General features: G+C 41.3%; 19 protein-coding genes and 1 riboswitch. Of the genes, 11 read left to right on the plus strand and 8 right to left on the minus strand.

Features of this window, described 5'->3' with window-relative positions:
- Nucleotides 1-89 precede the first annotated feature (89 nt).
- A complete protein-coding gene (locus HWQ42_RS02795) occupies nucleotides 90-506 on the minus strand; it encodes a (2Fe-2S) ferredoxin domain-containing protein (RefSeq protein ID WP_292809099.1) in 417 nt (138 codons plus the stop codon).
- A 391-nt stretch (nucleotides 507-897) separates the two neighbouring features.
- Here HWQ42_RS02795 and HWQ42_RS02800 point away from each other — a divergent pair, with 391 nt between their 5' ends.
- Together HWQ42_RS02800 and HWQ42_RS02805 are read left to right on the plus strand one after the other, a co-directional pair.
- Nucleotides 898-1,290: a carboxymuconolactone decarboxylase family protein gene (locus tag HWQ42_RS02800; protein WP_292728612.1), complete on the plus strand. Its 393-nt coding sequence runs from the start codon at nucleotides 898-900 to the stop codon at nucleotides 1,288-1,290.
- Between the two features lie 55 nt (nucleotides 1,291-1,345).
- Nucleotides 1,346-2,161, plus strand: a complete 816-nt coding sequence (locus tag HWQ42_RS02805; protein WP_292809101.1) for an alpha/beta hydrolase — start codon at nucleotides 1,346-1,348, stop codon at nucleotides 2,159-2,161.
- Between the two features lie 4 nt (nucleotides 2,162-2,165).
- Here HWQ42_RS02805 and HWQ42_RS02810 read toward each other — a convergent pair whose 3' ends face one another.
- Nucleotides 2,166-3,752: a hydantoinase B/oxoprolinase family protein gene (locus tag HWQ42_RS02810; protein ID WP_292809103.1), complete on the minus strand. Its 1,587-nt coding sequence runs from the start codon at nucleotides 3,750-3,752 to the stop codon at nucleotides 2,166-2,168.
- A gap of 187 nt (nucleotides 3,753-3,939) precedes the next feature.
- Nucleotides 3,940-6,033 (minus strand): hydantoinase/oxoprolinase family protein, encoded by a 2,094-nt coding sequence (locus HWQ42_RS02815; protein ID WP_292809104.1) that lies wholly within the window; start codon nucleotides 6,031-6,033, stop codon nucleotides 3,940-3,942.
- Nucleotides 6,034-6,346: 313 nt separating this feature from the next.
- Nucleotides 6,347-6,490: riboswitch (cobalamin riboswitch) on the plus strand.
- On the opposite strand from HWQ42_RS02815, the gene HWQ42_RS02820 reads away from it, so the two are divergent.
- From HWQ42_RS02820 to HWQ42_RS02835, 4 genes are all read left to right on the plus strand, one after another.
- Nucleotides 6,464-6,772: a hypothetical protein gene (locus HWQ42_RS02820; protein ID WP_292809106.1), complete on the plus strand. Its 309-nt coding sequence runs from the start codon at nucleotides 6,464-6,466 to the stop codon at nucleotides 6,770-6,772. It overlaps the preceding riboswitch by 27 nt.
- 20 nt (nucleotides 6,773-6,792) lie before the next feature.
- A complete protein-coding gene (locus HWQ42_RS02825; protein ID WP_292809108.1) occupies nucleotides 6,793-7,203 on the plus strand; it encodes a DUF1636 domain-containing protein in 411 nt (136 codons plus the stop codon).
- A 162-nt stretch (nucleotides 7,204-7,365) separates the two neighbouring features.
- A complete protein-coding gene (locus HWQ42_RS02830; protein ID WP_292809110.1) occupies nucleotides 7,366-7,830 on the plus strand; it encodes a hypothetical protein in 465 nt (154 codons plus the stop codon).
- An 18-nt stretch (nucleotides 7,831-7,848) separates the two neighbouring features.
- Nucleotides 7,849-8,709, plus strand: coding sequence for a methyltransferase domain-containing protein (locus tag HWQ42_RS02835; RefSeq protein WP_292809111.1), 861 nt, complete (start codon nucleotides 7,849-7,851; stop codon nucleotides 8,707-8,709).
- A gap of 250 nt (nucleotides 8,710-8,959) precedes the next feature.
- On the opposite strand, the gene HWQ42_RS02840 is transcribed toward HWQ42_RS02835, so the two are convergent.
- The gene (locus tag HWQ42_RS02840; protein ID WP_292809113.1) at nucleotides 8,960-11,770 is read right to left on the minus strand and encodes an ATP-binding protein; all 2,811 of its coding nucleotides are present in this window, start codon (nucleotides 11,768-11,770) and stop codon (nucleotides 8,960-8,962) included.
- A gap of 236 nt (nucleotides 11,771-12,006) precedes the next feature.
- Nucleotides 12,007-14,259: a glycoside hydrolase family 65 protein gene (locus HWQ42_RS02845; protein ID WP_292809114.1), complete on the minus strand. Its 2,253-nt coding sequence runs from the start codon at nucleotides 14,257-14,259 to the stop codon at nucleotides 12,007-12,009.
- Nucleotides 14,260-14,672: 413 nt separating this feature from the next.
- Here HWQ42_RS02845 and HWQ42_RS02850 point away from each other — a divergent pair, with 413 nt between their 5' ends.
- Nucleotides 14,673-17,321, plus strand: coding sequence for an ATP-binding protein (locus HWQ42_RS02850; RefSeq protein ID WP_292809115.1), 2,649 nt, complete (start codon nucleotides 14,673-14,675; stop codon nucleotides 17,319-17,321).
- On the opposite strand, the gene HWQ42_RS02855 is transcribed toward HWQ42_RS02850, so the two are convergent.
- From HWQ42_RS02855 to HWQ42_RS02865, 3 genes are all read right to left on the minus strand, one after another.
- Nucleotides 17,318-18,022, minus strand: a complete 705-nt coding sequence (locus tag HWQ42_RS02855; RefSeq protein WP_292809116.1) for a helix-hairpin-helix domain-containing protein — start codon at nucleotides 18,020-18,022, stop codon at nucleotides 17,318-17,320. The genes HWQ42_RS02850 and HWQ42_RS02855 overlap by 4 nt on opposite strands.
- Nucleotides 18,023-18,043: 21 nt before the next feature.
- Nucleotides 18,044-18,385 (minus strand): NINE protein, encoded by a 342-nt coding sequence (locus HWQ42_RS02860; protein WP_292809118.1) that lies wholly within the window; start codon nucleotides 18,383-18,385, stop codon nucleotides 18,044-18,046.
- 676 nt (nucleotides 18,386-19,061) lie between these two features.
- Nucleotides 19,062-19,457, minus strand: coding sequence for a hypothetical protein (locus HWQ42_RS02865; RefSeq protein ID WP_292809120.1), 396 nt, complete (start codon nucleotides 19,455-19,457; stop codon nucleotides 19,062-19,064).
- Between the two features lie 605 nt (nucleotides 19,458-20,062).
- On the opposite strand from HWQ42_RS02865, the gene HWQ42_RS02870 reads away from it, so the two are divergent.
- The 4 genes from HWQ42_RS02870 to HWQ42_RS02885 all read left to right on the plus strand — a co-directional run bounded on the left by HWQ42_RS02870 (nucleotide 20,063) and on the right by HWQ42_RS02885 (nucleotide 24,239).
- The gene (locus tag HWQ42_RS02870; protein ID WP_292809122.1) at nucleotides 20,063-20,227 is read left to right on the plus strand and encodes a hypothetical protein; all 165 of its coding nucleotides are present in this window, start codon (nucleotides 20,063-20,065) and stop codon (nucleotides 20,225-20,227) included.
- 287 nt (nucleotides 20,228-20,514) lie between these two features.
- The gene (locus tag HWQ42_RS02875; RefSeq protein WP_292809124.1) at nucleotides 20,515-20,868 is read left to right on the plus strand and encodes a hypothetical protein; all 354 of its coding nucleotides are present in this window, start codon (nucleotides 20,515-20,517) and stop codon (nucleotides 20,866-20,868) included.
- 516 nt (nucleotides 20,869-21,384) lie between these two features.
- On the plus strand, nucleotides 21,385-22,737 hold the full coding sequence (locus tag HWQ42_RS02880; protein ID WP_292809126.1) for a histidine phosphatase family protein: 1,353 nt from the start codon (nucleotides 21,385-21,387) through the stop codon (nucleotides 22,735-22,737).
- Between the two features lie 197 nt (nucleotides 22,738-22,934).
- Entirely contained in the window at nucleotides 22,935-24,239 is a 1,305-nt protein-coding gene (locus HWQ42_RS02885) for a dihydroorotase (protein WP_292809127.1), read from the plus strand.
- Nucleotides 24,240-24,521: the final 282 nt, after the last annotated feature.

Here is a 24,521-nt window from a genome sequence, read left to right on the forward strand (position 1 = left end):
GACCTTGAAAAAGGGGTGAATTAAAATCTTCACCCCTTTTTTATTTGCCACTTGAGTAAAATATAGTGCAAGATAAACAACCTTTGCAGTCAGTCTTTATTCTGCTTGATATATAAATAGAGAAGTTCGCGATCGCTTCGAGGATTTACAATTAAGCATGGACTATTTCCGTAACTTCCATTACTGACAAGAACAACAGTAATGCCCATCCGGGGACAAACCCCTAAACAACTGGTGCTAACCACCCGAAATTCACCCCATAATCCCTCAAATTTTAAACGCGATTTCAACCAATTCTCTAAGTCTTCAGAAGCGGTTGAGCCTGATTGCTCGTTTGCACATTGTGAACACACAAGCACCAAACCAGACTCCCATCGGGGAGAAACGGTTGGAATAGAAGTTTCTAATCGAGAATTTATAAGGGGCGATGGTTGCTGAGAATTGGATGCCGACCTCTTGAGGATACGTTTGAGCAATCTCTTAATACGCTGGATCAGTTTTTTCATGGACGACCCTACCTATTTCTGTCTCTGAGAGAATAATATAAATTTCCTGTTTAGTCTGTTCAACTGGTTGCACCAGCAGGACGATTCATTGTCAGCAGCTACAGTAGTCGCAGCCGAGGAATAATTCCTCTGGACATTGAAACGTATTTACGACAGCTTGGATTTAAAGTAGAGGGGAGTGTTATCGCTCAAGAAGTAGATGGTTGGATACTCACTCGTGTTGCTTGGATTGAGAAAGTGCTTTAGTAGTGCGCTGTCAATCTGTCGTTTCAGTAACCGGACATTGGCTAAAAGTTTCAGCCTCAAAGACTCAAGTTACTATCTTTAATTGCAACTCAGTATTACAATCTAGGGGTTCCCACTCGCTGGGGAAACTATATGGAATTAAAATATGACTAAGCTGATTGAATACGAAGAAGCCAGCGACGAAGTACGTGCAGTGTATGACGACATCCGCGTTACACGTCAGAATGACTACATTAATAATTTCTGGAAAGCCATAGCCAACCATCCTCCCACCCTGCAAAGAACGTGGCAAACGTTAAAGGAAGTGATGGTTAGCCCTGGTGAAATTGATCCACTCATGCGCGAACTGATTTATATCGCCGTGAGTGCAACGAATGGCTGTGAGTACTGCATCGCTTCGCACACAGCGGCAGCACGTGCCAAGGGTATGAATGATACTATGTTCGGGGAGCTAATGGCGATCGCAGCTACTGCCAATATGACTAATCGCCTCGCCAATGGCTATCAAATTCCGGTGGACGAGAAATTCAAGACGTAGGAGTTTAGCCTTGTCTATCCCTGCTTAAAAATAAGGTTTATCAGAATTATTTACTATGCCCAAGGTTCAGATTAACGGGATTGATTTGTTCTACGACATTAAGGGAACAGGTGAGCCTTTGCTATTAATAGCTGGCTTTCTTTGCGATCATGCTTATTGGTCGCTAATTATGCCATCGCTGGTTTCGCAGTATCAAGTCATTCGCTTGGATAACCGAGGTATGGGGAGAAGTTCTGCTCCCGAAAACCCCTATAGTCTGAAACAGATGGCTAGTGATGTTGCAGCATTGCTCGATTGCATCGGAATTAATCAGGTGCATCTAGCAGGCCATTCAATGGGTAGTCAGATAGCCCAAGAGTTAGTGTTAGCACACCCTGAAAAGATAAAAAGTCTGATGCTACTCTCATCTTTGGCAAAAGGTGATGCATTATTCAACAGCATCATTGAAACTTGGGGCGAACTTCCTAGTAATGTAGACCTAAAACTTTACGAAAAAGTCATATTGCCCTGGATATTTACAGATACTTTCTACTCAATTCCTGACATGATCGAAGGGCTGATTGAATTTGCGATCAGATATCCTTTCCCACCTGCAACTCATTCACTCTATCATCACAGCCAAGCTATCCTTAGTAGTGACACAATAGACCGCCTCCAACAAATTCATTGTCCTACCTTAGTTATGGTTGGTAAACAAGATATTCTCACTCCGCTAAAGTTTTCCCAGCAACTTGCTCAAGGTATTCCCAATGCTGAACTTGTAGTCATCGAACATGGAGGTCACGGCTTCTTGATTGAGTCGCCGGATGCTGTGGTTTCGGCGATGCTCAATTTCCTGGGGAAGTTGAAGCTAGCTTATAGCAATTTTTGATTATTTAAGAGCATTTACCAAATCCACCGCCGCCAGGAGTTTCTATCACAAAAACATCTCCAGTTTTCATCTCTACTGTTGCTGTGCTGTCTAAATTCTCTTCAATTCCATTCAGACGTTGTATCCAGTTACGTCCTACTTTTGCTGCTTTCCCACCATTTAATCCAAAGGGAGGAGCAACCCGATGACCAGAGAGAATATTTGCTGTCATCGGTTCAAGAAATCGAATGCGGCGGACAACTCCATTACCACCCGAATATTTTCCTTCGCCACCACTATTGGGACGAAGACTAAAGCTTTCTAAAAGTACAGGATAACGGGTTTCTAAAACTTCTGGATCGGTCAAACGAGAGTTAGTCATGTGAGAATGAACACCATCGGTTCCATCAAAATTAATTCCTGCGCCAGAGCCGCCGCAGATAGTTTCATAATATTGATATTGCTCATTACCAAAAGTAAAATTATTCATCGTTCCTTGAGAAGCAGCCATAACACCCAAAGCACCATATAAAGCATCAACAATAGTTTGAGAAGTTTCTACATTACCTGCGACTACTGCGGCTGGATAGATTGGGTTGAGCATACAACCAACCGGGATAATAATTTCTAGAGGATTAAGACACCCAGCATTGAGAGGAATATTATCATCAACTAAAGTACGGAAGACATATAATACTGCTGCTTGAGTTACGGCTTTGGGAGCATTAAAATTACTATTTAGTTGTAGAGAAGTTCCTGTAAAATCAATGGTAGCACTGCGGTTTTCTGGGTAAATCGTCACTTTAACTTGAATTTGAGAACCATCATCCATTTTATAAGTAAATGAGCCATCCTTGAGAACTGCGATCGCACGTCTCACAGACTCCTCAGCATTAGCTTGCACAAATGTCATATAAGCTTGAACAGTATCAATTCCGTATTGTAAAACCATTTTACAAAGTTCTTGAACTCCCCGTTCATTTGCGGCAATTTGGGCTTTGAAATCGGCTAGATTTTGGTCAGGTTTACGAGCAGGATAAGTATGATTTGAGAGGTGCTGTCTGACTAAGGTTTCTTGAAAATTTCCCTCTTCAACCAAGAGAAAATTATCAAAAAGAATTCCTTCTTCTTCTACTGTGGTGCTGTGGGGAGGCATTGAACCGGGAGTAATTCCACCAATATCTGCCTGGTGTCCGCGAGAAGCAACGAAAAAGATGGGCATGGGGCATTGGACATTGGGCATTGGGGATGGATTATTTTCACTACTTTCTAAAAATACAGGGGTAATTGCAGTTACATCAGGAAGGTGTGTGCCGCCGTTATAAGGGTTATTAGATAGATAGACATTTCCTGGTTTTAGCGTGTCACCTTTATCGTTAATTAAGCTGCGAACACTTTCACTCATTGAGCCTAAATGTACGGGAATGTGTGGGGCATTTGCTACTAGTAATCCCAATGAGTCAAAAATAGCGCAGGAGAAATCTAGCCTTTCTTTGATATTCACTGATGTGGCTGTGTTTTGCAACACAATTCCCATTTGTTCGGCGATAAATTGATAGAGATTTTTAAATATTTCTAAGCGGATGGGATCGGGTTTAGATGTTGTGTACATTTTGAGATTTTATTTATATAGATGATTCCATAGCTAAATTTTCCCTATCAAGAAAAAACTTATTGATTTAAAGAAGGGTTTTAATAACCGGATAAACGTAAGGTGACATTTAACTTCTATTTAGTTTTACTACAAGGTACTTGCTATTGATTATCCTGTAATTTACAGACTATCACTGATGAATTAATTAATATTTACGGTCTAAAATTAGGTGATTTTGTGCAGTTAATCTGGCGTTCCAGTTAGGCTCAACTACAATTGTGCTAATTTTTTCCACAACGATCGCAGGGCCATTAAGAATATCTTCTGGCTGTAAATCTTCTCGTCTATAAATAGGAGTATCGTGCCATCTCTCAGCAGTAAACATCTTGACTGTTTCAACAGATATGGGCACTTCATCTAAAGGGCGGGTACGAATAACTAAAGGTTCTTCAGGAGTATCCATTTTTTGAATTACTTCCACTGAAGAAGATTCGACAATTAAGGTTTTCTCTAATTGAATGAAACCATAGCGAGATTTATGTTCACTCTCAAATTCTTGTCGCATCACTACCACATCATCGGCAAAATTAACAGTCAAGATAGAGTTAGTACCCTCGTATTTTAAGTTAGCTTTTCGGATTACCTCTACTTGACTCAGTGCCTCATCTATTTCATTGCTAGCTTGAGTTTCTAAATATTCCATTAGCTGCTGTAACTTAGGGACTAATGCTTGAGTTAAAGGTTGTTCAACTCCTCCTTCTCTAATCGCTCGTACATCAGCTAATCCCATTCCATAAGCAGATAGGACTCCAGCATAAGGATGTAAAAATATTTTTTTCATTCCCAAGGTATCGGCAATTAAACAAGCAACTTGTCCACCTGCACCACCAAAACAACAAAGCACATATTGGCTGACATCATAACCACGTTGTAGACTGATTTTTTTAATTGCATTCGCCATATTTTCCACTGCGATCGCAATAAATCCTGCGGCTACTTGTTCGGGAGTACAATCATTTAATGTAGCGGCTTGAATGTCTTGGGTTAATTGTGTAAATTTTTGAATAACAATATCTTTATCTAAAGGTAAATTGCCATCAATGCCAAACACTGAGGGAAAATATTGTGGATGAATTTTACCTAACATCACATTGGCATCAGTAACCGCTAATGGCCCGCCACGTCGATAACAAGCAGGCCCAGGATTTGAACCAGCAGATTTAGGGCCGACACGATAACTAGAACCATCAAAAAAGAGAACTGAACCACCACCCGCAGCAATGGTATTAATTGCTAATACAGGAACTCGCATCCGCGCCCCAGCTATTTCTGAATCTAGTTGTCGTTCATACTCTCCTTTAAAGTGGGCAACATCTGTACTTGTCCCTCCCATATCAAAGGTAATAACTAACTCAAAACCTGCTCTTTTACTAGTCTGAACTGCGCCAACAATACCGCCAGCCGGGCCGCTTAAAATACTATCTTTGCCTTGAAATTGTTCGGCTGCGACTAAACCGCCATCAGATTTCATAAACATTAATTTGACTCCGGGTAACTGACTTGCTACTTGGTTAACATAGCGGCGCAGAATCGGAGTTAAATAAGCATCGACTACTGTTGTATCTCCTCGGCTAACTAACTTCATTAAAGGACTAACTTGATGGGATACGGATATTTGGGTAAAGGCGATTTCTTGGGCAAGCTGGGCTATTTGTTGTTCGTGTTTAGGATAGCGATCGCTGTGCATAAAAACAATAGCGCAACTCCGAATTCCTGTATGGTAAACTGCTTGCAAGTCACTTTTAACTTGTTCAATATTTATGGATACTAATTCATTTCCGTTAGCATCATAGCGTTCATCTATCTCAATCACCTGCTCATAAAGCATCGTTGGTAAGATTATCTGGCGGGCAAAGATGTTAGGACGGTTTTGGTAGCCAATTCGTAGCGCATCTTTAAATCCTTTGGTGATGAGAAGAACAACGCGATCGCCTTTCCTTTCTAACAGCGCATTTGTTGCTACTGTTGTCCCAATTTTTACAACTTCTATCGCTTCATTAGGAATGGCTTCGTTGCTAGCAATACCCATAATATCTCGAATACCTTGGATAGCCGCATCTTGATATAGTTCGGGATTTTCTGAAAGTAGTTTGTAGACTATAATCCATTGCTGATTAGGCAGAGTCACAATTAAAAAACGTTCAGGATGTTTTGAAAGTCTATCGATAATTGCTTGATTATTAGTAACAGCAACAATATCTGTGAATGTACCACCACGGTCAGCAAAAAACTTTAACATTACTCTGTTTACTCGACACTATAGAGGTAGCATAACAATAGAATTTGGAGTGTTTATACTTCCTCAATTTTAAGTTTTGATTTTTCAGCTAGTGAGGCGAGTTAGCGTAGGCGTAGCCCGCACTTCTCTACGAGACGCTGCGCGTAGCCTTGCTTCCACGTTCGCGCAGCTGCCGTAGGCAAGTGGTACGACAAAGCTCAGTCACCATCGTAGACATCGCTACATCGAACCCAGGCATCGCGTCTGATAAATTGTAGCTATTGGAACCAGTAAGTTTTAAGTATTCTTAAATTCATTCATAATCATGCTATTATAAAACCAATATCAAATCGGTTCTGGTGGGGATCAGCCATCAGACGCAAGGGGGAAAGTTCGGTGTAAATCCGTCGCTGTCCCGCAGCTGTAATGAAGCTTATGCCTCAAAGTCAGAATGCCCGCCGAAAGTAACAGACAAACTTACATCCATCTGCGAGGTACAGGTGAACATTGCCATAAATATTTCAAAGATACATCAGTTTCACGCTCTCATAGTGCCAGAGATACGCCACGGACTACTCATGGCTATGAAATTATAGGCAGTTTATTGATAGTTACAATTGTGCTTTGGTGTCACTGTCATTTACGCTATTTTTTCCCTAGCGTGAAAGCTTTTTTAACATCATTTGTGCCAAATTTACTCAATAGCTATGTTGCAGTTGCACGACTGCGACAACATGTCATATCTGCGATTTGGACTTAATCCTACACACTTCAAAATTAATGCTCGACAAACAACATAGTTTATTTGTTTGCACGACCTGCGCCAGCGTCTGGCAAGATGGTAAACGAGTTGGTGAAAGTAAAGGTGAGCAACTACTACTACACCTTCATGAACTTGCACAAGATTGGGAATTGCGAAATAAATTCCTCATTCAGGGAGTTGAATGCATGAGTGCTTGTAACCATTCTTGTGTTATTGCCTTTACAGCAGAAGGTAAATCAACCTATCTCTTTGGTGATTTACCAGTCGACACTAGTGCATCTGATGTTTTGCAATGTGCTAGTCAATATTATGCTAAACCCGATGGTTTATTGCCTTGGTCAGAACGACCGGAAATTTTGAGAAAGGGGATTTTGGCAAAGATTCCACCACTAAATAAGTGGGCAAAATTAAATATAAGTTGTTGTTAATTGATAATTGGGTAAAATTTTTCAGTTTCTAATCTCTAGTACCTAAATCATTAATCTTAAAAGGAATAGAAAGTAATGCAGATTAAAACAGCAAGGTTAGGCGATCCCTGCATTGGTGAAAACCGGGAAGTGAAGAAACAAAAGCCTTATGGGAGGAAGTGAATGCGACCCTCCAATAGTGTCTGGCAAGGAAATTTTGGCTACTGGCAAAACAGCTTTATTCATAATAATCTGCTGGTAATCGGCTACACAGGATGGCAGGGATTTCAGTCATTTGGGCGGGGAGTTGTCATTTGTGATGTGGATACTAAAGTTACTCACCCTACAAATACAAGTCTTGATACAGTTCCCTTCACCCTGCAATTTCTACCCTCCGATCTGATTAGGTTCTACTTGCGCTCGTTTCAGGATTGCGGAGCTATATCGCAATCAATCTGCTCATCCATGATTTCATCAATTTTCCCAGCAGTGGTAACATACAATCCCCATCAAGATATTCTTCTAGTGCTAAAGGCTGAACCTCAGATTGAGGTTAATTTTTTACACCAACTAAAAATTACTCCAGCCGATTGCTACGAACAAGTTTGTAAGCGATGGTCAGAATTTAAACCAAGCTTAATGCCCTAAAACTTACTTTATTCCTCAATGCTCAAGCCAAAATCAAGCAAGATTCCGAAACCAACTCGCTACCAAAATGCAGCGATAGATTATTACATTGGACTCACAAATTCCGACTATCTCCATTACGGGTATTGGGAACCACTACCTACTCATGGTGAAGAATTAACTCTAACTCGTCTGCGTGTGGCGCAAGTTGCATATACAGCCAAACTTTTGAGTTTTATCCCAGAGGGGACAAAAACTGTGCTTGATGTAGGCTGTGGGATTGGAGGTAACGCAGCATATTTGTGCGAGCGCGGTTTCACTGTTGAGGGACTAGCACCCGACGCACTCCAGCAAGAGAGGTTTTTTCAAAATACCAATGGTCAAGTACCTTTCTACTTAACGAGATTTGAAGATTTTAACAAATCATACTCCTACGACCTGATCTTATTTAGCGAAAGTAGTCAATATATTGCTGCTCTCGATTTAGCTCAAGGTGCGGCTCGTTTACTGGATAGTGGTGGCTACCTGCTGCTTGCAGACATGATGCGTTTCGATGCCGAATACCAAGAAGGTATTTTTTCTAATTGTCATATCGCCAGTGAACTCCAGATAGCGTTGAAAAAATCTGGATTTAATTTAATCAAGACTGAAGACATTTCAACCCATATTGCGCCAACGATTGATTTGTGTGTTGATAAATTCCGTACTTTTGGACTGACAACAGTTAAATATATTGCTGATGTTGTGGCGATCGCTGTCCCTCCATTACACGCACTTGGTCGTTTAGCATTTAAGCGTTGGTTGGAAAAACCGATTACGGAAGGTTTAACAGCACGGGTAATTTTTGAGAGCCATCTGCGTTATGAAATCCAACTTTGGCAGTTATCAAAAAAAGTTTAATCAAAATGACCCCAGAAATAAATACCCAAGATTGGTAACAAGCAGCAACTAAACACAATCATATCATGTCCGCTAGATTACTTATTAAACCTGAAGAAACCCACTCCGCCTGCGGGGAGAGGCTGGGGGTGGGGTGCAATGACTGTGGAAATGATAACTAATTATACGGACATGATATCATTTACCACGCCCGAAAATGGGACACGGATAATTATCACAATTTTTATTTTTGCTTTCAAAATGTTGACAATTAGATAGCTTGCTGGTTTAGCGGAATTACAATTACAAATTCTGTTCCCTGCCCAGGAGCAGAAATACATTCTAATTTTCCCTGATGTTTTTGAGTGATAATCTGATAACTAATAGATAAACCTAACCCAGTACCTTTATTAACTGGTTTAGTCGTAAAAAATGGTTCAAATAATTGTTTTTGTACCTTTTCTGGAATGCCTATACCATTGTCGCCAATACGAATAACTACCTGATTTTCGCTAGTGAGTTTAGTCTGAATGCGTATCTGGGGATTAGAAAACGCTTTTTCCCCTACTTCCCACTCACCATTTTCCACTGCCTCTTCTAAAGCATCGATTGCATTTGCGAGAAGATTCATAAATACTTGATTCAGTTGTCCAGCATAACATTCTACTAATGGCAGGTCGCCGTATTCTTTAATTACCTGAATTGTTTGATTGTTAGATTTATGTTTGAGGCGATGTTCCAGAATCATCAAGGTATTATCTATACCCTCATGGATATTCACAGCTTTCATCTCTGCGTTATCTAAGCGGGAAAAGTTTCGCAGAGATAAGACAATTTCTGTGATTCGTTCCGCACCAACTGTCATCGAAGTTAGCAAGTTGGGCAAGTCTGCAATTAGAAAATCTAAGTCGATTGCTTCTGTTTGTTTTTGAATTTCCTTTGTTGGATTAGGATAGTTTTGCTGATATAGTTGCAACAGTCTCAATAAATCTTGGATATATTGATTGGCATAGCCGACATTGCCATAAATAAAATTGATTGGGTTGTTGATTTCGTGCGCTACACCTGCTAATAACTGCCCCAAACTGGACATTTTTTCACTATGCACTAGTTGAGATACTAGCTGCTTTGCCTCTTGGCGCAATTGTGCTTCTGAGTATCGCAATATCTGCTCTGCTTGTTTGCGCTGGGTAATATCGTGGAGAATCACGACATATTCCTGAAAATCCTGATGGGGTCTATCTGAGATGGAAACTTCCAGAGTTCTGTTTTTTCCATTGCCGATTAGGATTTGTTCGCTACGCTTTGTCCACTGCTCTGGATAGTAGACTAATGCAGGTAGCCATTTATTGAGGTGATTTCCTGGCAACTCAGATGGGTTGACACCAAAAAACGATTCAGTGGCTGGGTTAGCTTGCTGGATAATGCCTTGATTATCTACGACTAAAATACCATCCTGGGCGACAATAAACAGGTGTTCGGCAGCAACTCTTGCTTCTGCGATCGCTACCACTTGCGGTAAACTTGTCCAACAAGCGATCGCTACTCCCACAAATGCCACACTCATCAGTAGCACCACAAATATATTCTCACCGCCCGCAGTTGCCACTTTATTAAGTTTGACGCCAAATAACCAGCCAACTGCCACGGCGCTGCACAGTAAAAAAATCAGGATGCTCACCTGAAGAATTACTGAATCTTTAATGATTACCACAGGGCGCGTGCGATATCGCCGCATCCACCACTTGGGATGGAATGCAGGGAAGTCCATACGGCGAATCACCGCATCAATTCCCATAACACCAATGGGAAATAATAACCCAATTAACAAGTTAAGCCAACCCCAAGCAAATCCACCCACGAACAGCACTACAACTTCTAACAGCAGAATGCCCAAAGATATGCGAGGAAACAAAACTTCCGAGCGATCGCGCCGAAGCCAAAGCCCCAGATGCAGTAACATAAAGGAGACAAACCAACCGATGTTACCAACAGCGACGATTCGCGCCACATCTCCCCAAATCAGATAGATTAAGCACAATAGCAGTGTCAACGTCAATGCTGGGACAAACACACCCCGACGGGAGACAACAGAAAATACTGGTGAAATGTGGTTATCTAAGGCCAGCTGATACAAAATTCGCGGGCAATTAGAAACCACCGTTGCCGAACCGAGTAGACAAGCTGCTACTAGCAAAAAAGAAATACTTACACCAGCGAATCTTCCCCAAAAGGGCTGGGAAGCCGCCACCAGATTCAGGAAAGCATTGTCTTTCAGGTTGGGATTTGTTGCCAACCGCATTACTACCCAAGAACCCCCCAAAAAGATGGGTGGCATCATCCAGGCGGCAATGTCTAGAAACCGCAGCGTTTGAGTGGGGTTGCGGCTATCGGCAACAAAGGAAGAAGCTGTTTCACAGCTGTAGGTTGCATAAGTGACGAAAAAGAACCACTTTGCCCAATCCACAAAGCTCAAAGATGACCAACTGCTAGGAAAAAACCCAGGACTCACCGGAGAAAACGCTAACCAGCCAAGACCTTGTATACAGAAGGTCATTAGTAGTCCAAAGGCTGGAATGACAAAAAACAAATGTAAAATACTCAGGGCGCGAGTCCCACTAAAGGCCACGATAAAGGGCAACAGTGTAAAGCTAATATCCAGAAATATTTCTGGACAGGCAATACCCAGCGGCTCCAAATTTACTTTAATTAAATCTCTGAGTACGATTGTATTAACTGACAGGTAGGAAACCCAGTTGAGGAGGTATCCAATTGCTGCATAGCGAGCTAATCCTGGGTAGTTTTGCAGTAGCTTGGTCGCATAGTTAGGTGTTCCTCCAGCTACATTGATGAAATGCATACCTAAGCGTTTCACTTGATAGTTGAGCAGCATTCCGAAAATCACCGCAGGTATCCAGACAAAAATAGCTTGGGAACCGAGAGCAGCATGAATTGCTGGAACCAGTGCTGTCCAAGAAATATGAGCTGTCAAACCAAAGCCCCAACTTTCAACAGCACTCAAGCTTTTAGTCAAGCGAGGGTAAGAAGATTGGCCCAATGTGGAGTGAGCAAAGTTGGACATGATTAGCAGTGTTGGGTGGGATACTGTAATTAAGCTTATTAGCTAGAGTTCCCATCTCATAAATCTTCTGCACAAAAACTTTCTGTAAAAAATAATACTTGGATGTTAATACATATATGATCAAAGAAAATTCACTTCACAACACCAGTGTTTATTGTCCTCATCCCCCAACCCCTGCTCCCAAACTTGGGAGAGGGATTTAGAGTGAAAGCTCTTTGATTCACGCAAGAAGTCTATTAGACGATTTTCGAGCGTGTATCTGCCAAGGCGGGAACTTTAACTTCTGTTTCGGCTTGTAAGTCGAAGTCATACCACTCGTTACGCCATTGCAGACGAAACTTCAAACGCGTCCAGTTGGGTGGTAGGTTGGGACAGGCAACGGGGCCAAATTGAGTCATCCGAATGCCGCCAAACCCAAAAACTACTGCTTGCCATACTCCTCCAGCACTGGCGGCGTGAATTCCTTCGGCGGCGTTACTTCTCACATCCTCTAAGTCTACCAAGGCCGATCGCAGAAAATGTGTATAGGCTTCGGTTGGTTGATTGAGGTCGCAAGCTAAGATGGCGTTAATGGCTGGGCCTAGTGAAGAACCATAACTGTGGTCGGTGCGTTGGGTGTAATAGTCCCAGTTGGTGGCGAGGGTGTTATAGTCGTAGCGATCGCGCAGTAAGTACAGAAGCATCAATACATCTGGCTGTTTGAGAATCTGCTTTTGGTTGGTGGCTTCAATTCCTAACAAACCTTGCAAAGATTTGCTGCGCGGTTCGTAATCAGCGAGGTTAACGTCTTCTAGTTGGAAAAAGCCTTCAAATTGCTCAATTAAACCTGTTTGAACATCTTTATTGACAAATAGACGCTCTTGGATTTCTGCCCAATGGTGCAGACGCTCTGTGGTTAAGTTGAGTTTTTGCGCTAGTTGGGCTGAAGTTTCAGGATAAGCTTGTTTGAGCCAATCCCACAGCGCCAAAGCTGACTGCAAATGCCACTGTACCATGAGATTGGTGAAGGCATTATTATCGACGCGATCGTGATTTTCATCAGGGCCAATGACATCTAGGATGTCATAGCTGTGGCGCTCTTGGTTCCACTGCACCCGACTTTCCCAGAAAACAGCCGTGTCAAGGATAATTTCTGCACCATAATCGCGCATCCAGTCATCATCGTTGGTAGTCTGCCAGTAGTGCAAAATTGCATAAGCGATATCTGCGGTGATATGCACTTCAATGTCACCGCACCAGATGCGGATTAATTCACCGTTGGGAGCCGGAACCCAGCGCGGAGTCACTTCATCGCCAGTAGTGGCACTTTCCCAAGCATACATCGCTCCTTGATAACCGGCTTCTTGAGCTTTGCGTCTCGCTCCTGGTAAGGTGTGGTAGCGGTAGGTGAGCAAGTTACGCGCTAGGGCTGGTTGAGTTAGGGTGAGGAAAGGCAGGATGAATATTTCTGTATCCCAAAAGATATGTCCGCTATAGGCAAAACCGGAGAGGGTTTTGGGAGGAATGCTCACGCTGTCATCGTGACGCGGTGTTACAGCAAGTAATTGAAAGAGATTATAACGGACGCTCAATTGAGCCAAGCGATCGCCTTCTATAATAATGTCACTGTCTTGCCACACTTGCTCCCATGCCGCAATGTGAGCCGCCAATAGGGTAGTATATCTGGGTTCATCAGCAAGTCTTGGTAAGGCGGCGGCAATGGGAATTTCTGTCTCTCGTGAAGTAAACAGGGTGACAATCTTTTCTACAGTTACCGTTTTTCCGGGATATAACTCTAAGGTGGTTGTCAAAATGGGAGAACTAGAAGCATTTTCGACGCTCACGCGTGCAGTCTCGTCGCCATCTACCACTAACTTAGCTGCCATCCCAAGTTGAATATTTGAGTGGATAGTTTTACTATTTAACCAGATAATCCGATCTATGCCACCTTGGTTTAAGGTTCGCCAATGTTTAACGCCTTGGGTATGTGGTTTGCTGTCAAATCCGGCTTCAACGGTAATTTCACCCTCAAAGTCTACCGATGTAATTTGAGCGCGAATCGCCAAAACGTGTTGGTCTGCTAAACTGGTGAAACGCTCGAAGTGAAAATCTAAGGTATGACCGCTAGGACTACGCCAGCGCACATCACGGCTAACTAAACCTAAGCGCAAGTCAAGCCGACGTTCGTAGTTGAGAATTTCACCACTGTCCATACTAAAGCGTTCCCCAGCTACTTTCACCACCAATGGCAGCCAGTTGGGACAGTTGACTAGTTCAGTATGAGTAATTGTCACATCATCATAAACACCGTGGATGAGTGTGGCTGGAAAATCCTGTGGATATCCTTCCTCAAACGTACCCCGCACTCCTAACAACCCATTACCAAGAGTAAAGACGGTTTCTTTGTGATGTAACTGCGTCGGGTTAAACTCCGTTTCAATAACGTTCCAGTCAGTATTGTCAATTAATTGCTGATTTTGTTGAGAATCGTGAGTGGATACGTTGAGCATGAGTGATAAAACCTATGTCTTGGGGGTTGCTGTGGGCAGGATGCAGTAAAATTAGGAGCAACCTTTAAGTGATTAACTCCTTTTTTTTAGCGCCTAGATTAAAACATAGTCTGAACGCTAAAAAATGCGCTTCATACAACAGTAACGCTTCAAATTTCATCTGTCTATAGTTAGATTTATTCAAAAATGCCAGTTATAACTCATAAATCTGAATTAGCTACGAATTGATTCGGTTTTTCATCAATTTTTGGCTGGTAAAATTTACAGGTGCAGTTAAGTAACGTTTTGTTCTTTTACCAGAAGTGGTATATTGGCACTTGACCCGACCGAGTACAAACTATGCATAAGCCCACAGGACAGCAAACTAGAGGTGTTGTACTCAGTAATACAGGACAGGAAGGGGAAGTGGGCAGATGAACAAAAATACCGGGCAAAGTAATGTTTTTTCTCTGTTTAAAGGTGTACCTCTAAGTCGCATTTTGGTAGCGTTGTTTTTGCTGCAAATCTTGCTAGCTGTGGGATTGACTGCATATTTATCAATCGGAAATGGGCAAAAGGCAGTCAATGAGGTAGCTAGCGAATTACGTCATGAAGTTGCCAATCGAGTTGAGCAGAATTTACAGACTTATTTGGCAACGCCGCGTCAGGTACTACGCAGTAATCAAAATGTAATTAATATCGGGTTGCTGAAGATAGAAAATTTGGCAACCTGGGAGTCATATTTAATAGAGCAGTTAAAGATTTTTCCAGATGCGTTGGCAATAACTGCAAGCAATGAACAGCAAGAGTATCTAGCGGTAGAGAAGCTCAACGATCGCCAATCTTTACTCAGAAAAGCTGGAAAGTCAACTGGGTACGACCTCTACACTTACATAATTGACTCTCAAGGTCAACGTACTCAATTACCAGAAGTGATTAAAAACTATGATGCGCGATCGCTTCCTGATTATCTCGCAGCAGTTACCGCTAAAAAATTCAGCTTTAGTGAGATTTTTACTCCCCGCACTGAACCAACACTCCTGATTAGTGCTTCTCTTCCCATCTATAACTCCCAAGGGGAATTACTCGGAGTCAACAGCACTCTCACTCACCTATCACAAATTGGGGATTTGCTGCAAAACATCAAAGTTGGCAAGTCTGGGCAAATTTTTATTATCGAGCGATCGGGGCTATTAGTTGCAAGTTCTACAACTGAAGAACCATTCCGCTTCCAAAATGGTAAGCCCATTAGGTTGAAAGCTTCCCAAAGTGGAAATTCTTTGACTAAAGCAACCGCTAAATACTTAAAAACTAAATTTAATAACTTTGACCAAATTCAAAGTTTACAACAACTAGATTTTTCTTTTGACGGCAAACGGCAATTTTTAGAAGTTAGACCGTTACAGGGCGAACCAAATGTCAACTGGTTGATTATCGTGGCTGTCCCAGAAGCAGACTTTATGGGACAAATTAATCGCAACATTCAAACTACAATTTTTCTCTGTTTGGGAACGTTGGCACTAGCTATTATATTGGGGATTGTCACCGCTCGATGGATTACTCAACCAATTTTGTACTTCAGCCGGGCGACAAAAGATTTAACTGATTTTAGCAACAGCGCAGACTCAGTGGTGAAAGTACAAGGCATTCAAGAACTAGAGGTGCTGGGTGGATCTTTTAATGAGATGGCACAATATTTACGCAAAACCTTTACTGCACTGATTAGCAAAAATGAGGATTTAGAACTGCAAGTTAAGCAGCAAACTCAAGAATTACAGCAACAGATTCAAGAACGCATTAACAGTGAGCAAAAACTGGGGCAGCATTATCAAGTACTCACAGAATTGGCAAATCACAAAGCGATTTTTGAAGGAAATTTAGAAACAGCATTCAAAGTTATCACAGAAAAAGCAGCCAATGCCTTAGAAGTAGAACGAGTGAGTGTGTGGTTATTCAATAGCGAGCGCACCAAGCTACAATGCATAAGTCTCTATGAACGTAGCAATCAAAAACATTCGGCAGGTTTAGAACGCAACCTTACAGATTATTTAATCTACTTTAAAGCCTTGGTGGTTTCTCGTACCATTGCCGTCTCTGACACTCGCACCGATCCACGGGTACAAGAATTATCGGATACATGGCTCGAACCAAATAATATTGTCTCCCTAATTGATACCAGTCTTTGGGTTGGGGGAAAAATGGTAGGAACAGTATTGTCTGAACAGGTTGATACTTCCCGCAAATGGGAACTGAGCGAGCAAAACTTCGTTAGCTCAATTGCGGAAATTGTCGCTTTGACTTTAGAAGTATGCGATCGCAAACGCGCAGAATCCGCGCTACGTGAGGCTAAAGAAATCGCCGAAGTGGCGAATCGTGCTAGAAAAACCTTTTTAGGAAACATTAACCACGATCTGAGAAATCCTTTAAACTCAATTCTGGGAATCACAGAGGCACTCAAAGATCAAGTGTACGGCCCTGTAAGTGAAGAACAGCGCCAGTCTTTAGATATGCTCGAATCTAGCGGTAAGAATCTACTAGAATTAATTAACCAAATCCTTGACCTTACTGACACCGAATCCAGCAAAATAGAACTGCAACTAGCTGCTACTTCGATTCAGGGAATATGTGACTTCTGCTTGAGTTTTGTCAAAGATTTAGCCTTCCAGAAAAATATCCAAATGAGGGCACAAATACCTGAAGAACTCGAACCCATCCAAGTCGATGAACGCCGCATTCGCCAAGTATTTATCAACTTATTGACTAACGCGATCAAGTTTACTAAAGAAGGAGGCGAAGTCTGGATTGAAGCCCAGCCAAGTTCCACCAATGAATATATTTTTATCAGCGTGGTAGATACTGGTATTGGGATGCTTTCCGACGACCTTTTTAAATTATTTCAACCTTTTGTACAAGTTGAAAATGCCTCTACTCGTCGTTCTACAGGCACGGGTTTAGGATTAGTAATGGTGCAAAAAATTGTCGAGTTACATGGTGGGACTGTTCACGCCGAAAGTCAGTTAGGTAAAGGTAGCCGATTTACAGTCAAACTTCCTTGGAAAAAGGCGGGACAATGGAGAGCCTAAGCTATGTGACGATAAGTATTAAACGGTAATCCAGTGCGTTGCTTCACATCAATCAATGATTTATACTCACCTCGTTGCTGCCTTTCGGCAATAATTTTTTCAGCGATCGCTCTATCCAATCCACAGGTAATTAATTCATCAGTTGAATATGTGTTTAATCGTTTCCAAGAAAAATCAGCTTCTTTTTTGTAGTTGTAGCTAAAAGTAATCAGTGGTGTAATTCGAGTTACCTGCTTTTCGGGAATTCCGGCTATTTCTATTAACTCTTCTATATGAGTAAAAACATATCCCTCATTCATCAATGATTCGATATTATTTGCATAAACTATCGGTAGCCCTAAATAATTAACTAGTTCATGTTTTGAGCATTCATTAATATCTACTTTATCGCGAGTATTCGCAACTAAATTTGCTAACTCTTGTTCTTCAGGAACTGGTAAATTTTTCGGATAGGTTTTGACTAAATAAGATTTCTTGAGATAGAAGGCAACGCCAATTTGAGCCATCCAGACAGCAAAAGCTAAACTATTTGCCGATAAAGCTAAAGCTAAAATAGAGATGCTAATTCCTAGAATAACCCAAGTTTTCGTCTTAGATTTATAACCTGCATAGACAATCGCAAATCCCCCCAATGTCGGAATTAATGATAACCACACCCAAGCAGGAGTTTGTTGAAACCAAGATTTAGATTGTGACATCATAAATCGACTAATGATTTTAATTTATAAATATTTCAGAAGGTTTTGGCGCTTTTCTTCATACTCTTCTGCGGTAATTATCCCAGAATCAAAAAGAGTTTTTAAATCAGCTAATGCACTGGTTGCATCTTTTGCAGAGACTGCTCCATTTGTGCTTGCGATAACTTGATTATATTTTGTATTGAATTCGGTATCTGACATCAAAACTAGGATGAAGAACTCAACAAAAGCTATTAAAGATGGAATACAAGTCCAAAAAAACAATAAGTACAAAATACCTGCTACATTTTGTCCTAAATAAAATTTGTGGATTCCCAGCCACCCGCCAAAAAAGCAAAGTATAATTGCTGTAGATTTAGTCTTCATAACATTTACTTCCTTAATTAACTATAATAAATATCTATTGGCATATAATACAACCAAACTTTTTGACCTTTTTTTGATTATTTATGTGTTTTATTAGTAATTTTTGCCGTCAAAAAATAAATAAAGATTATACATAGCTGACATTCCATTAAGACTAAATATCCTTTAACTATGTAGTTTAAATCTAGGTTGGAATTGAAATAAAAAATCAGAGAACCAATTGCTAGATATGGAAATAAACGCAACTGATGGAATTTGAGGTTTAGTTTTTGGTTATTAAAGTCGCTCATCAGTGGATAAAGTTATGTTGAGCAATCTTTGCTGATAAACAATCGATCGGTTATTACAAATTTGTTTGGTTTAACAGATATTGACTGTTATTTAAAGCTAATCTTAGTTAATTTCTATCTGTTAAACATCACGAATTTTACCGACTTTACTTATAGTTACATCAAAAGAGTTACGTAAAGTTTCTGATGACTAAAGTAAAATGCACAGCCGAAAAAATTACTTAAGTTTTGCCTTCTTTGCTGTTTTAGGCAAGAGAACAATCTAAAATTAAAGCATGACAGCGATTAGCAGTTCTTGTTCTACTTTGTATAACTCCTGTTCGTGCCTAAAAAGCTGCTAAAAACAGGTTTTGTTTCAATAGTGCAGACTTAAGTCTGAGGCGCTTTTATACCGTTGTAGCACTCTTAGTATTTGCTTCCTCTGAAGTCGCTTTCAAGCGTGTTGCTGTGCTTTTACGGATGCGATCGCTTTTACGAACACCACCCGCCATCTGATATTCATAGCTGTCTTTGCCGTATTTAAAAGCAACTCCAAGGAGCATTTTTTCCGTCAAGTCGCTCAAAGTTGTTTCCAAATCCTTCATCTCATTTTTGTAAGAGTCAATCAAAGCCAGAGTAGTATTATAAGCTTCTATTTTGCTACGATACTGCTGAATTATTTGTGTGATATTTTGCAAGTTGCGAGCATCCCCAAAATCCATACTCGGATCAATTGCTTTGAGTCCGGACATTCTCAATTCAGCTTTTTCTAGAACGCGATATGTACGCTTTTGACGAGGCATAATTATGTTCTTTTTATTGTGTTCTAGAACTAGCTTGCCTTACTAAAGCTTAATTTTGGTTGAGTAAAATCCACAAAATTTGTGCTTAATATAACTATAAATTAAGTAATATCCACTAAAGCTATGATGTTTGTAACGAAAATCGTAGTGGTGGTAACTAAACTCGTAACATTGTAACGAAAATAATCATGTTTGTAACAAAAATCGTAGCGTTAGTAACTACACTCGTTATTTTAGTAACAAACTCGTAATATTGTAACGAAAATCGTAGTGGTGGTAACTAAACTCGTTATTTTATTAACTTAAAGCGTGATGTTAGTGGCGATGTTTAGTAACGGCAACTGGTTTCAATTCAAAAAACCTAGATATCACAAGCAATATATTGAGAAAGTAATGCTGAACTCTGCAAAATCCGTAACGCTGAGTAGAATATGGGTTTTTTAACTTAGTTGCGGAATTTAGAACAAAAGCAGTGTGTTAATAAGTAAATAGGATGCACATAGTCAAGGCAGGATATGATACTTGAAACTGCGGCGAGCGCAATTGGTTCTGTAATAGCCACCAAAGCCTTAGAAAAAACAACCAAAAAGGTAACATAAACCTTATTGGATAAGGCTGGCAAGTTTCTCGTCACCCTCAAAAAACAATCTCCTTATACTGTAGCTGCAATCGAGAAAGCACCGACAGCAATAGCGGGAATGGGTGGCGTGGGCAAAACTGAATTAGCCACCCAATACGCCAGACGATATCAACAAGATTATGGCGGATAGAACAGGAGTGATATTGATTAGCGATCGCTTGTATGATTGCGTTAGTGGAGTGATTAATATATCTCAACGAACTTAGGTGCGATCGCTAAGAAGCTTAACCAGATAATCTAACTTCCAAAGAAATGCCAAAGCTATAACTTAATTAATGCCTAAAACAGCAAAATCATTGACACGCTAAGTATCTATGCAATACTGTTATTATAGTTTAACCTAACTATAGAGTTGATTAAAATACTTTTCCCAGAGAATAATATACAAGCAATATTAAAATAATTTGGATGAAACAAATGAACGCCAAAATTATTGCTTTCTTAGGGATTACGGCAGCCTTTGCAAGCTTAGGAAGCCAAGTCTACGCTCAATCACCAGCATCAAGCTCAAATCCCGGACAATATAGATTAACTAGTGATTCTCTACTTGGAATCGATCGGAAAACAGCCCAAGATGACTTTAGAAGTTTTTTTGAGCAAACTAATCCAGCAACTCTTTCCACCAATAATAGAAGAGAAAATAAAGCTCCAGTCCAAATCCGCTTTAACGAATCATTATCACAGCCTGACACTTCAGTTTTCTTAACACCGGCTCAGTCAGACAGTGACAATGATGGATTGCAAGTACAGTTAGATATAGGAAGAGAATAAGCAGGTATAAAGGCTGACGTTGTAGTTTTAAGGGACTTCCAAGAAATAAATTATCCAAATAAACGAACCACAGAGACGCAGAGAACACAGAGAGAAAAGAAATAAAGAGGATTTTTGTGTCAGTTTTGGGATATTTTTTTATTTGGAAGTCCCTAATTAATTATGCCTTGCCCAAAATCTTTCCTAATAATCTGTCAAGTTTCAATTAGTAAGGTAAACAAGTTCGTAGTAAGGACTTTAGTCTTTAATTTTCTAAACACTAAAGTTCTTACTATAAACTTTTCATTACTAGCTTAGATATTGTACTAGGCACAATATGTTCACTCTTGTATTTATACTTAAATCAAAACAGCTTTACTAGAAAATATCGTTCAGACAACGGCAGTTTTAGCCAATCGTCCTGTCTCCTCTACCAGAATAAAATTTTGCACCTGACTCAATCCGCCTTCCTGAGTCGATAATTATGCAATCGTTTTGCAGTAAAATTAATCGTCAAGATAAGAGGAGGGCTTTGAGATGACTCGTGTCATCATTGTGCGCCACGGTCAAAGCGGTTATAACACCGAGCGGCGTATCCAAGGACGCACTGATGCGTCAACATTAACCGAAAAAGGTCGTAACCATGCCAGTAAAGTAGGCAAAGCCCTCAGCAATATCTTATTTAATGCGATTTACAGCAGCCCCTTACAACGAGCGAAACACACAGCAGATATTATCCATAGTGAGTTAGCGACTCATGCTGAACAATCTGCTGTAGTTCAAGCTGCTGATTTGCTGCTAGAAATCGACCTACCTTTATGGGAAGCACTGCTAACTTCTGAAGTCAAGCAAAAATTTGCCGAAGATTACCGCACTTGGCATCAACACCCCGACGAGCTGCGGATGCTGCTTAATGATGCACAAGGGACAAGAGAATATTTTCCCGTTCTTGCTTTATACGAACAAGCACGGCAGTTTTGGCAAGAAATTTTGTCTCAACATCAAGGCGAAACTATTCTCATCGTGGGACATAACGGAATTAATCGCGCCCTGATTAGCACAGCGTTAGGCATCCCTCCCAGTCGCTACCACTCAATCCAGCAATCTAACTGTGGCATCACCGTACTAAATTTTGCTGGCGGATTGGGCGAACCAGTCCAGCTAGAATCCTTAAATCAGACGCAACACACCGGAGAAACTCTACCCTCATTGCGACCGGATCATCAAGGAGTACGATTGTTACTAGTGCGTCACGGTGAAACTGACTGGAATCGCCAAACCAGGTTTCAAGGACAAATTGATGTCCCCCTCAACGACAACGGTAGACAACAGTCGCAAAAAGCAGGCGAATTTCTCCAAGACGTAGAGATTAATTTTGCTGTAAGTAGCACAATGCTGCGCCCTAAAGAAACAGCAGAGATTATCTTAAAACAACATCCTAATGTCAAGTTAGAATTGCAAGATGGTTTAAGAGAAATCAGTCATGGTCTCTGGGAAGGAAAATTAGAAACAGAGATAGAGCAAGAGTTTCCGGGAGAGTTACAGCGATGGCGGCTGATACCAACGCAAGTGCAAATGCCTGAAGGGGAGAATTTGCAACAAGTGTGGGAGCGCAGTGTTGCAGCTTGGCAATCAATTCTGCAAGCAGCATCAAATAATCAATTCAAAACTGTATTAGTAGTAGCTCATGACGCTACTAACAAAACCTTGCTTTGTCATATTCTGGGTTTATCGCTGGAAAACTTCTGGAGTTTTCGCCAGGGTAATGGTGCAGTCAGTGTTATCGACTACCCTGCTGGAATCGATGGTTTACCAGTACTGCAAGCGATGAACATCACCTATCACTTTGGTGGAGGCGTACTAGATAAAACAGCAGCGGGAGCGTTGTGAGTACTGAGTGCTGAGTGAGGAGTGAGGAGTTAGGAATTACGAATAAATTTATAAGCAAGGAATTAGAAGTGAGGAATAAAGTTAGAAGCAATGATTGAGGAACAAATAACTCATAACTCCTAACTCTTAACTCCTAACTCCTAACTTCTCACTCTCACTCTTGACTCATAACCCTTAACTCATAACTAAAAATTTTTATGACTGAACTGCTGCAAAAAGTACGAGTGATTGACCCTGTTTCTGAAATCGATGAACTCTTTGATGTGCTGATTGCTGATGGTTATATCCGAGAAGTGGCTTCGCACATTTCTGACATCAGTTCCGATACTCAAATCAGAGATTGTCAGGGATTAGTTCTCGGCCCTGGATTAGTGGATTTGTACAGCCACTCTGGTGAACCTGGCTTTGAAGAACGGGAAACCCTTTCGTCTTTTTTACAAGCTGCTGCTGCTGGCGGCTTTACTAGAGTTAGCATTTTACCCGATACATCCCCAGTTATTGATAACCCTGCACTTGTGGCACAGTTGCAGCAGAAGAGGGCAGAGGGGCAGAGAGGCAGAAAGGCAGAGAAGAGTTTGTCTCCCCTGCTCCCCTGCTCCCCTGCTCCCCTGCTTCATATCTGGGGTGCAATCACCGTAGATGTTGCTGGAAAGCAGATGACGGAATTGGCAGATTTAGCGTCTGCTGGAGTTGTTGGTTTTAGTGATGGTAAGCCCTTAGAAAATTTGGCGCTGGTGCGGCGAGTGTTAGAGTATCTCCAGCCATTGGGCAAACCAGTCGCATTTTGGCCTAGCGATCGCCAGTTAACAGCAAATGGTGTAATGAGAGAAGGGACAGATGCTCTGCGTTTTGGTTTACCCCCAATCCCCGCCAGCGCTGAAACTACTGCGATCGCAGCTATGCTTGAATTGGTTGCCACCATAGGCACACCAGTTCATATCATGCGTGTCTCTACAGCTCGCAGCGTGGAATTAATTGCTTCAGCTAAGGCGGCTGGTTTACCCATCACCGCCAGCACCACCTGGATGCACCTTTTACTTGATACCAAAGCAGTTAAGAGTTATCACACCAGCTTGCATTTAGACCCGCCTTTAGGTACTGCCAGTGATGTAGCGGCGTTGCGTGCAGGGGTACGTGCAGGTGCGATTGATGCGATCGCTATCGATCACACACCCTACAGCTACGAAGAAAAAGTCCAAGCTTTTGCCGAAGCACCAGCTGGGGCTATTGGTTTAGAGCTAGCATTACCTTTGCTGTGGCAATATCTCGTTGAGACTGAAGAATTTACAGCTTTAGAATTATGGCGGGCATTGAGTACTAATCCAGCGGAGTGTTTAGGGCAAAAAGTAAGTGCGATCGTACCTCATCAACCAGCGGAACTTACTTTATTTGATCCTCAGCAAACCTGGAAAGTCGAACGTAAAAGTCTGTATACACTTTCACAAAATACACCTTGGTTAGGACAACAGTTGAAGGGTCATGTTGTGCAAACCTGGTGTTGAAAAAGCGTACTTCAAACTACGGAATATAACTAATCCCCTAAAAGATTAAGATAGATTCCCTTTACTCCCTGAATTGCTATTTTGTAAATTTATATTTTGCTGTAATTATATTTGTAAGCAGGGAGCATCTCAATGAGTGTAAAAACACGCCTGCCCTGGCGAATGGAATAGAGCCTCCGGCATGCTGATGCGTAGCTTGCTTCTCCGTAGGAGTACGCGGCTATACAAACAAAACCCACCTCTGTGGGTTTCAAATTCTTCGAGTCCGCGTAGGCGGACTTA

The organism is Nostoc sp. JL23 (assembly GCF_017115065.1).
GTDB classification, from domain to species: domain Bacteria; phylum Cyanobacteriota; class Cyanobacteriia; order Cyanobacteriales; family Nostocaceae; genus Nostoc; species Nostoc punctiforme_A.

Excerpts from the sequence above, each read along its gene's own strand:
- HWQ42_RS02795 (WP_292809099.1), bottom strand. The coding sequence starts at position 506 with ATGAAAAAACTGATCCAGCGTATTAAGAGATTGCTCAAACGTATCCTC.
- HWQ42_RS02800 (WP_292728612.1), top strand. The coding sequence starts at position 898 with ATGACTAAGCTGATTGAATACGAAGAAGCCAGCGACGAAGTACGTGCA.
- HWQ42_RS02805 (WP_292809101.1), top strand. The coding sequence starts at position 1,346 with ATGCCCAAGGTTCAGATTAACGGGATTGATTTGTTCTACGACATTAAG.
- HWQ42_RS02810 (WP_292809103.1), bottom strand. The coding sequence starts at position 3,752 with ATGTACACAACATCTAAACCCGATCCCATCCGCTTAGAAATATTTAAA.
- HWQ42_RS02815 (WP_292809104.1), bottom strand. The coding sequence starts at position 6,033 with ATGTTAAAGTTTTTTGCTGACCGTGGTGGTACATTCACAGATATTGTT.
- HWQ42_RS02820 (WP_292809106.1), top strand. The coding sequence starts at position 6,464 with ATGCCCGCCGAAAGTAACAGACAAACTTACATCCATCTGCGAGGTACA.
- HWQ42_RS02825 (WP_292809108.1), top strand. The coding sequence starts at position 6,793 with ATGCTCGACAAACAACATAGTTTATTTGTTTGCACGACCTGCGCCAGC.
- HWQ42_RS02830 (WP_292809110.1), top strand. The coding sequence starts at position 7,366 with ATGCGACCCTCCAATAGTGTCTGGCAAGGAAATTTTGGCTACTGGCAA.
- HWQ42_RS02835 (WP_292809111.1), top strand. The coding sequence starts at position 7,849 with ATGCTCAAGCCAAAATCAAGCAAGATTCCGAAACCAACTCGCTACCAA.
- HWQ42_RS02840 (WP_292809113.1), bottom strand. The coding sequence starts at position 11,770 with ATGTCCAACTTTGCTCACTCCACATTGGGCCAATCTTCTTACCCTCGC.
- HWQ42_RS02845 (WP_292809114.1), bottom strand. The coding sequence starts at position 14,259 with ATGCTCAACGTATCCACTCACGATTCTCAACAAAATCAGCAATTAATT.
- HWQ42_RS02850 (WP_292809115.1), top strand. The coding sequence starts at position 14,673 with ATGAACAAAAATACCGGGCAAAGTAATGTTTTTTCTCTGTTTAAAGGT.
- HWQ42_RS02855 (WP_292809116.1), bottom strand. The coding sequence starts at position 18,022 with ATGATGTCACAATCTAAATCTTGGTTTCAACAAACTCCTGCTTGGGTG.
- HWQ42_RS02860 (WP_292809118.1), bottom strand. The coding sequence starts at position 18,385 with ATGAAGACTAAATCTACAGCAATTATACTTTGCTTTTTTGGCGGGTGG.
- HWQ42_RS02865 (WP_292809120.1), bottom strand. The coding sequence starts at position 19,457 with ATGCCTCGTCAAAAGCGTACATATCGCGTTCTAGAAAAAGCTGAATTG.
- HWQ42_RS02875 (WP_292809124.1), top strand. The coding sequence starts at position 20,515 with ATGAACGCCAAAATTATTGCTTTCTTAGGGATTACGGCAGCCTTTGCA.
- HWQ42_RS02880 (WP_292809126.1), top strand. The coding sequence starts at position 21,385 with ATGACTCGTGTCATCATTGTGCGCCACGGTCAAAGCGGTTATAACACC.
- HWQ42_RS02885 (WP_292809127.1), top strand. The coding sequence starts at position 22,935 with ATGACTGAACTGCTGCAAAAAGTACGAGTGATTGACCCTGTTTCTGAA.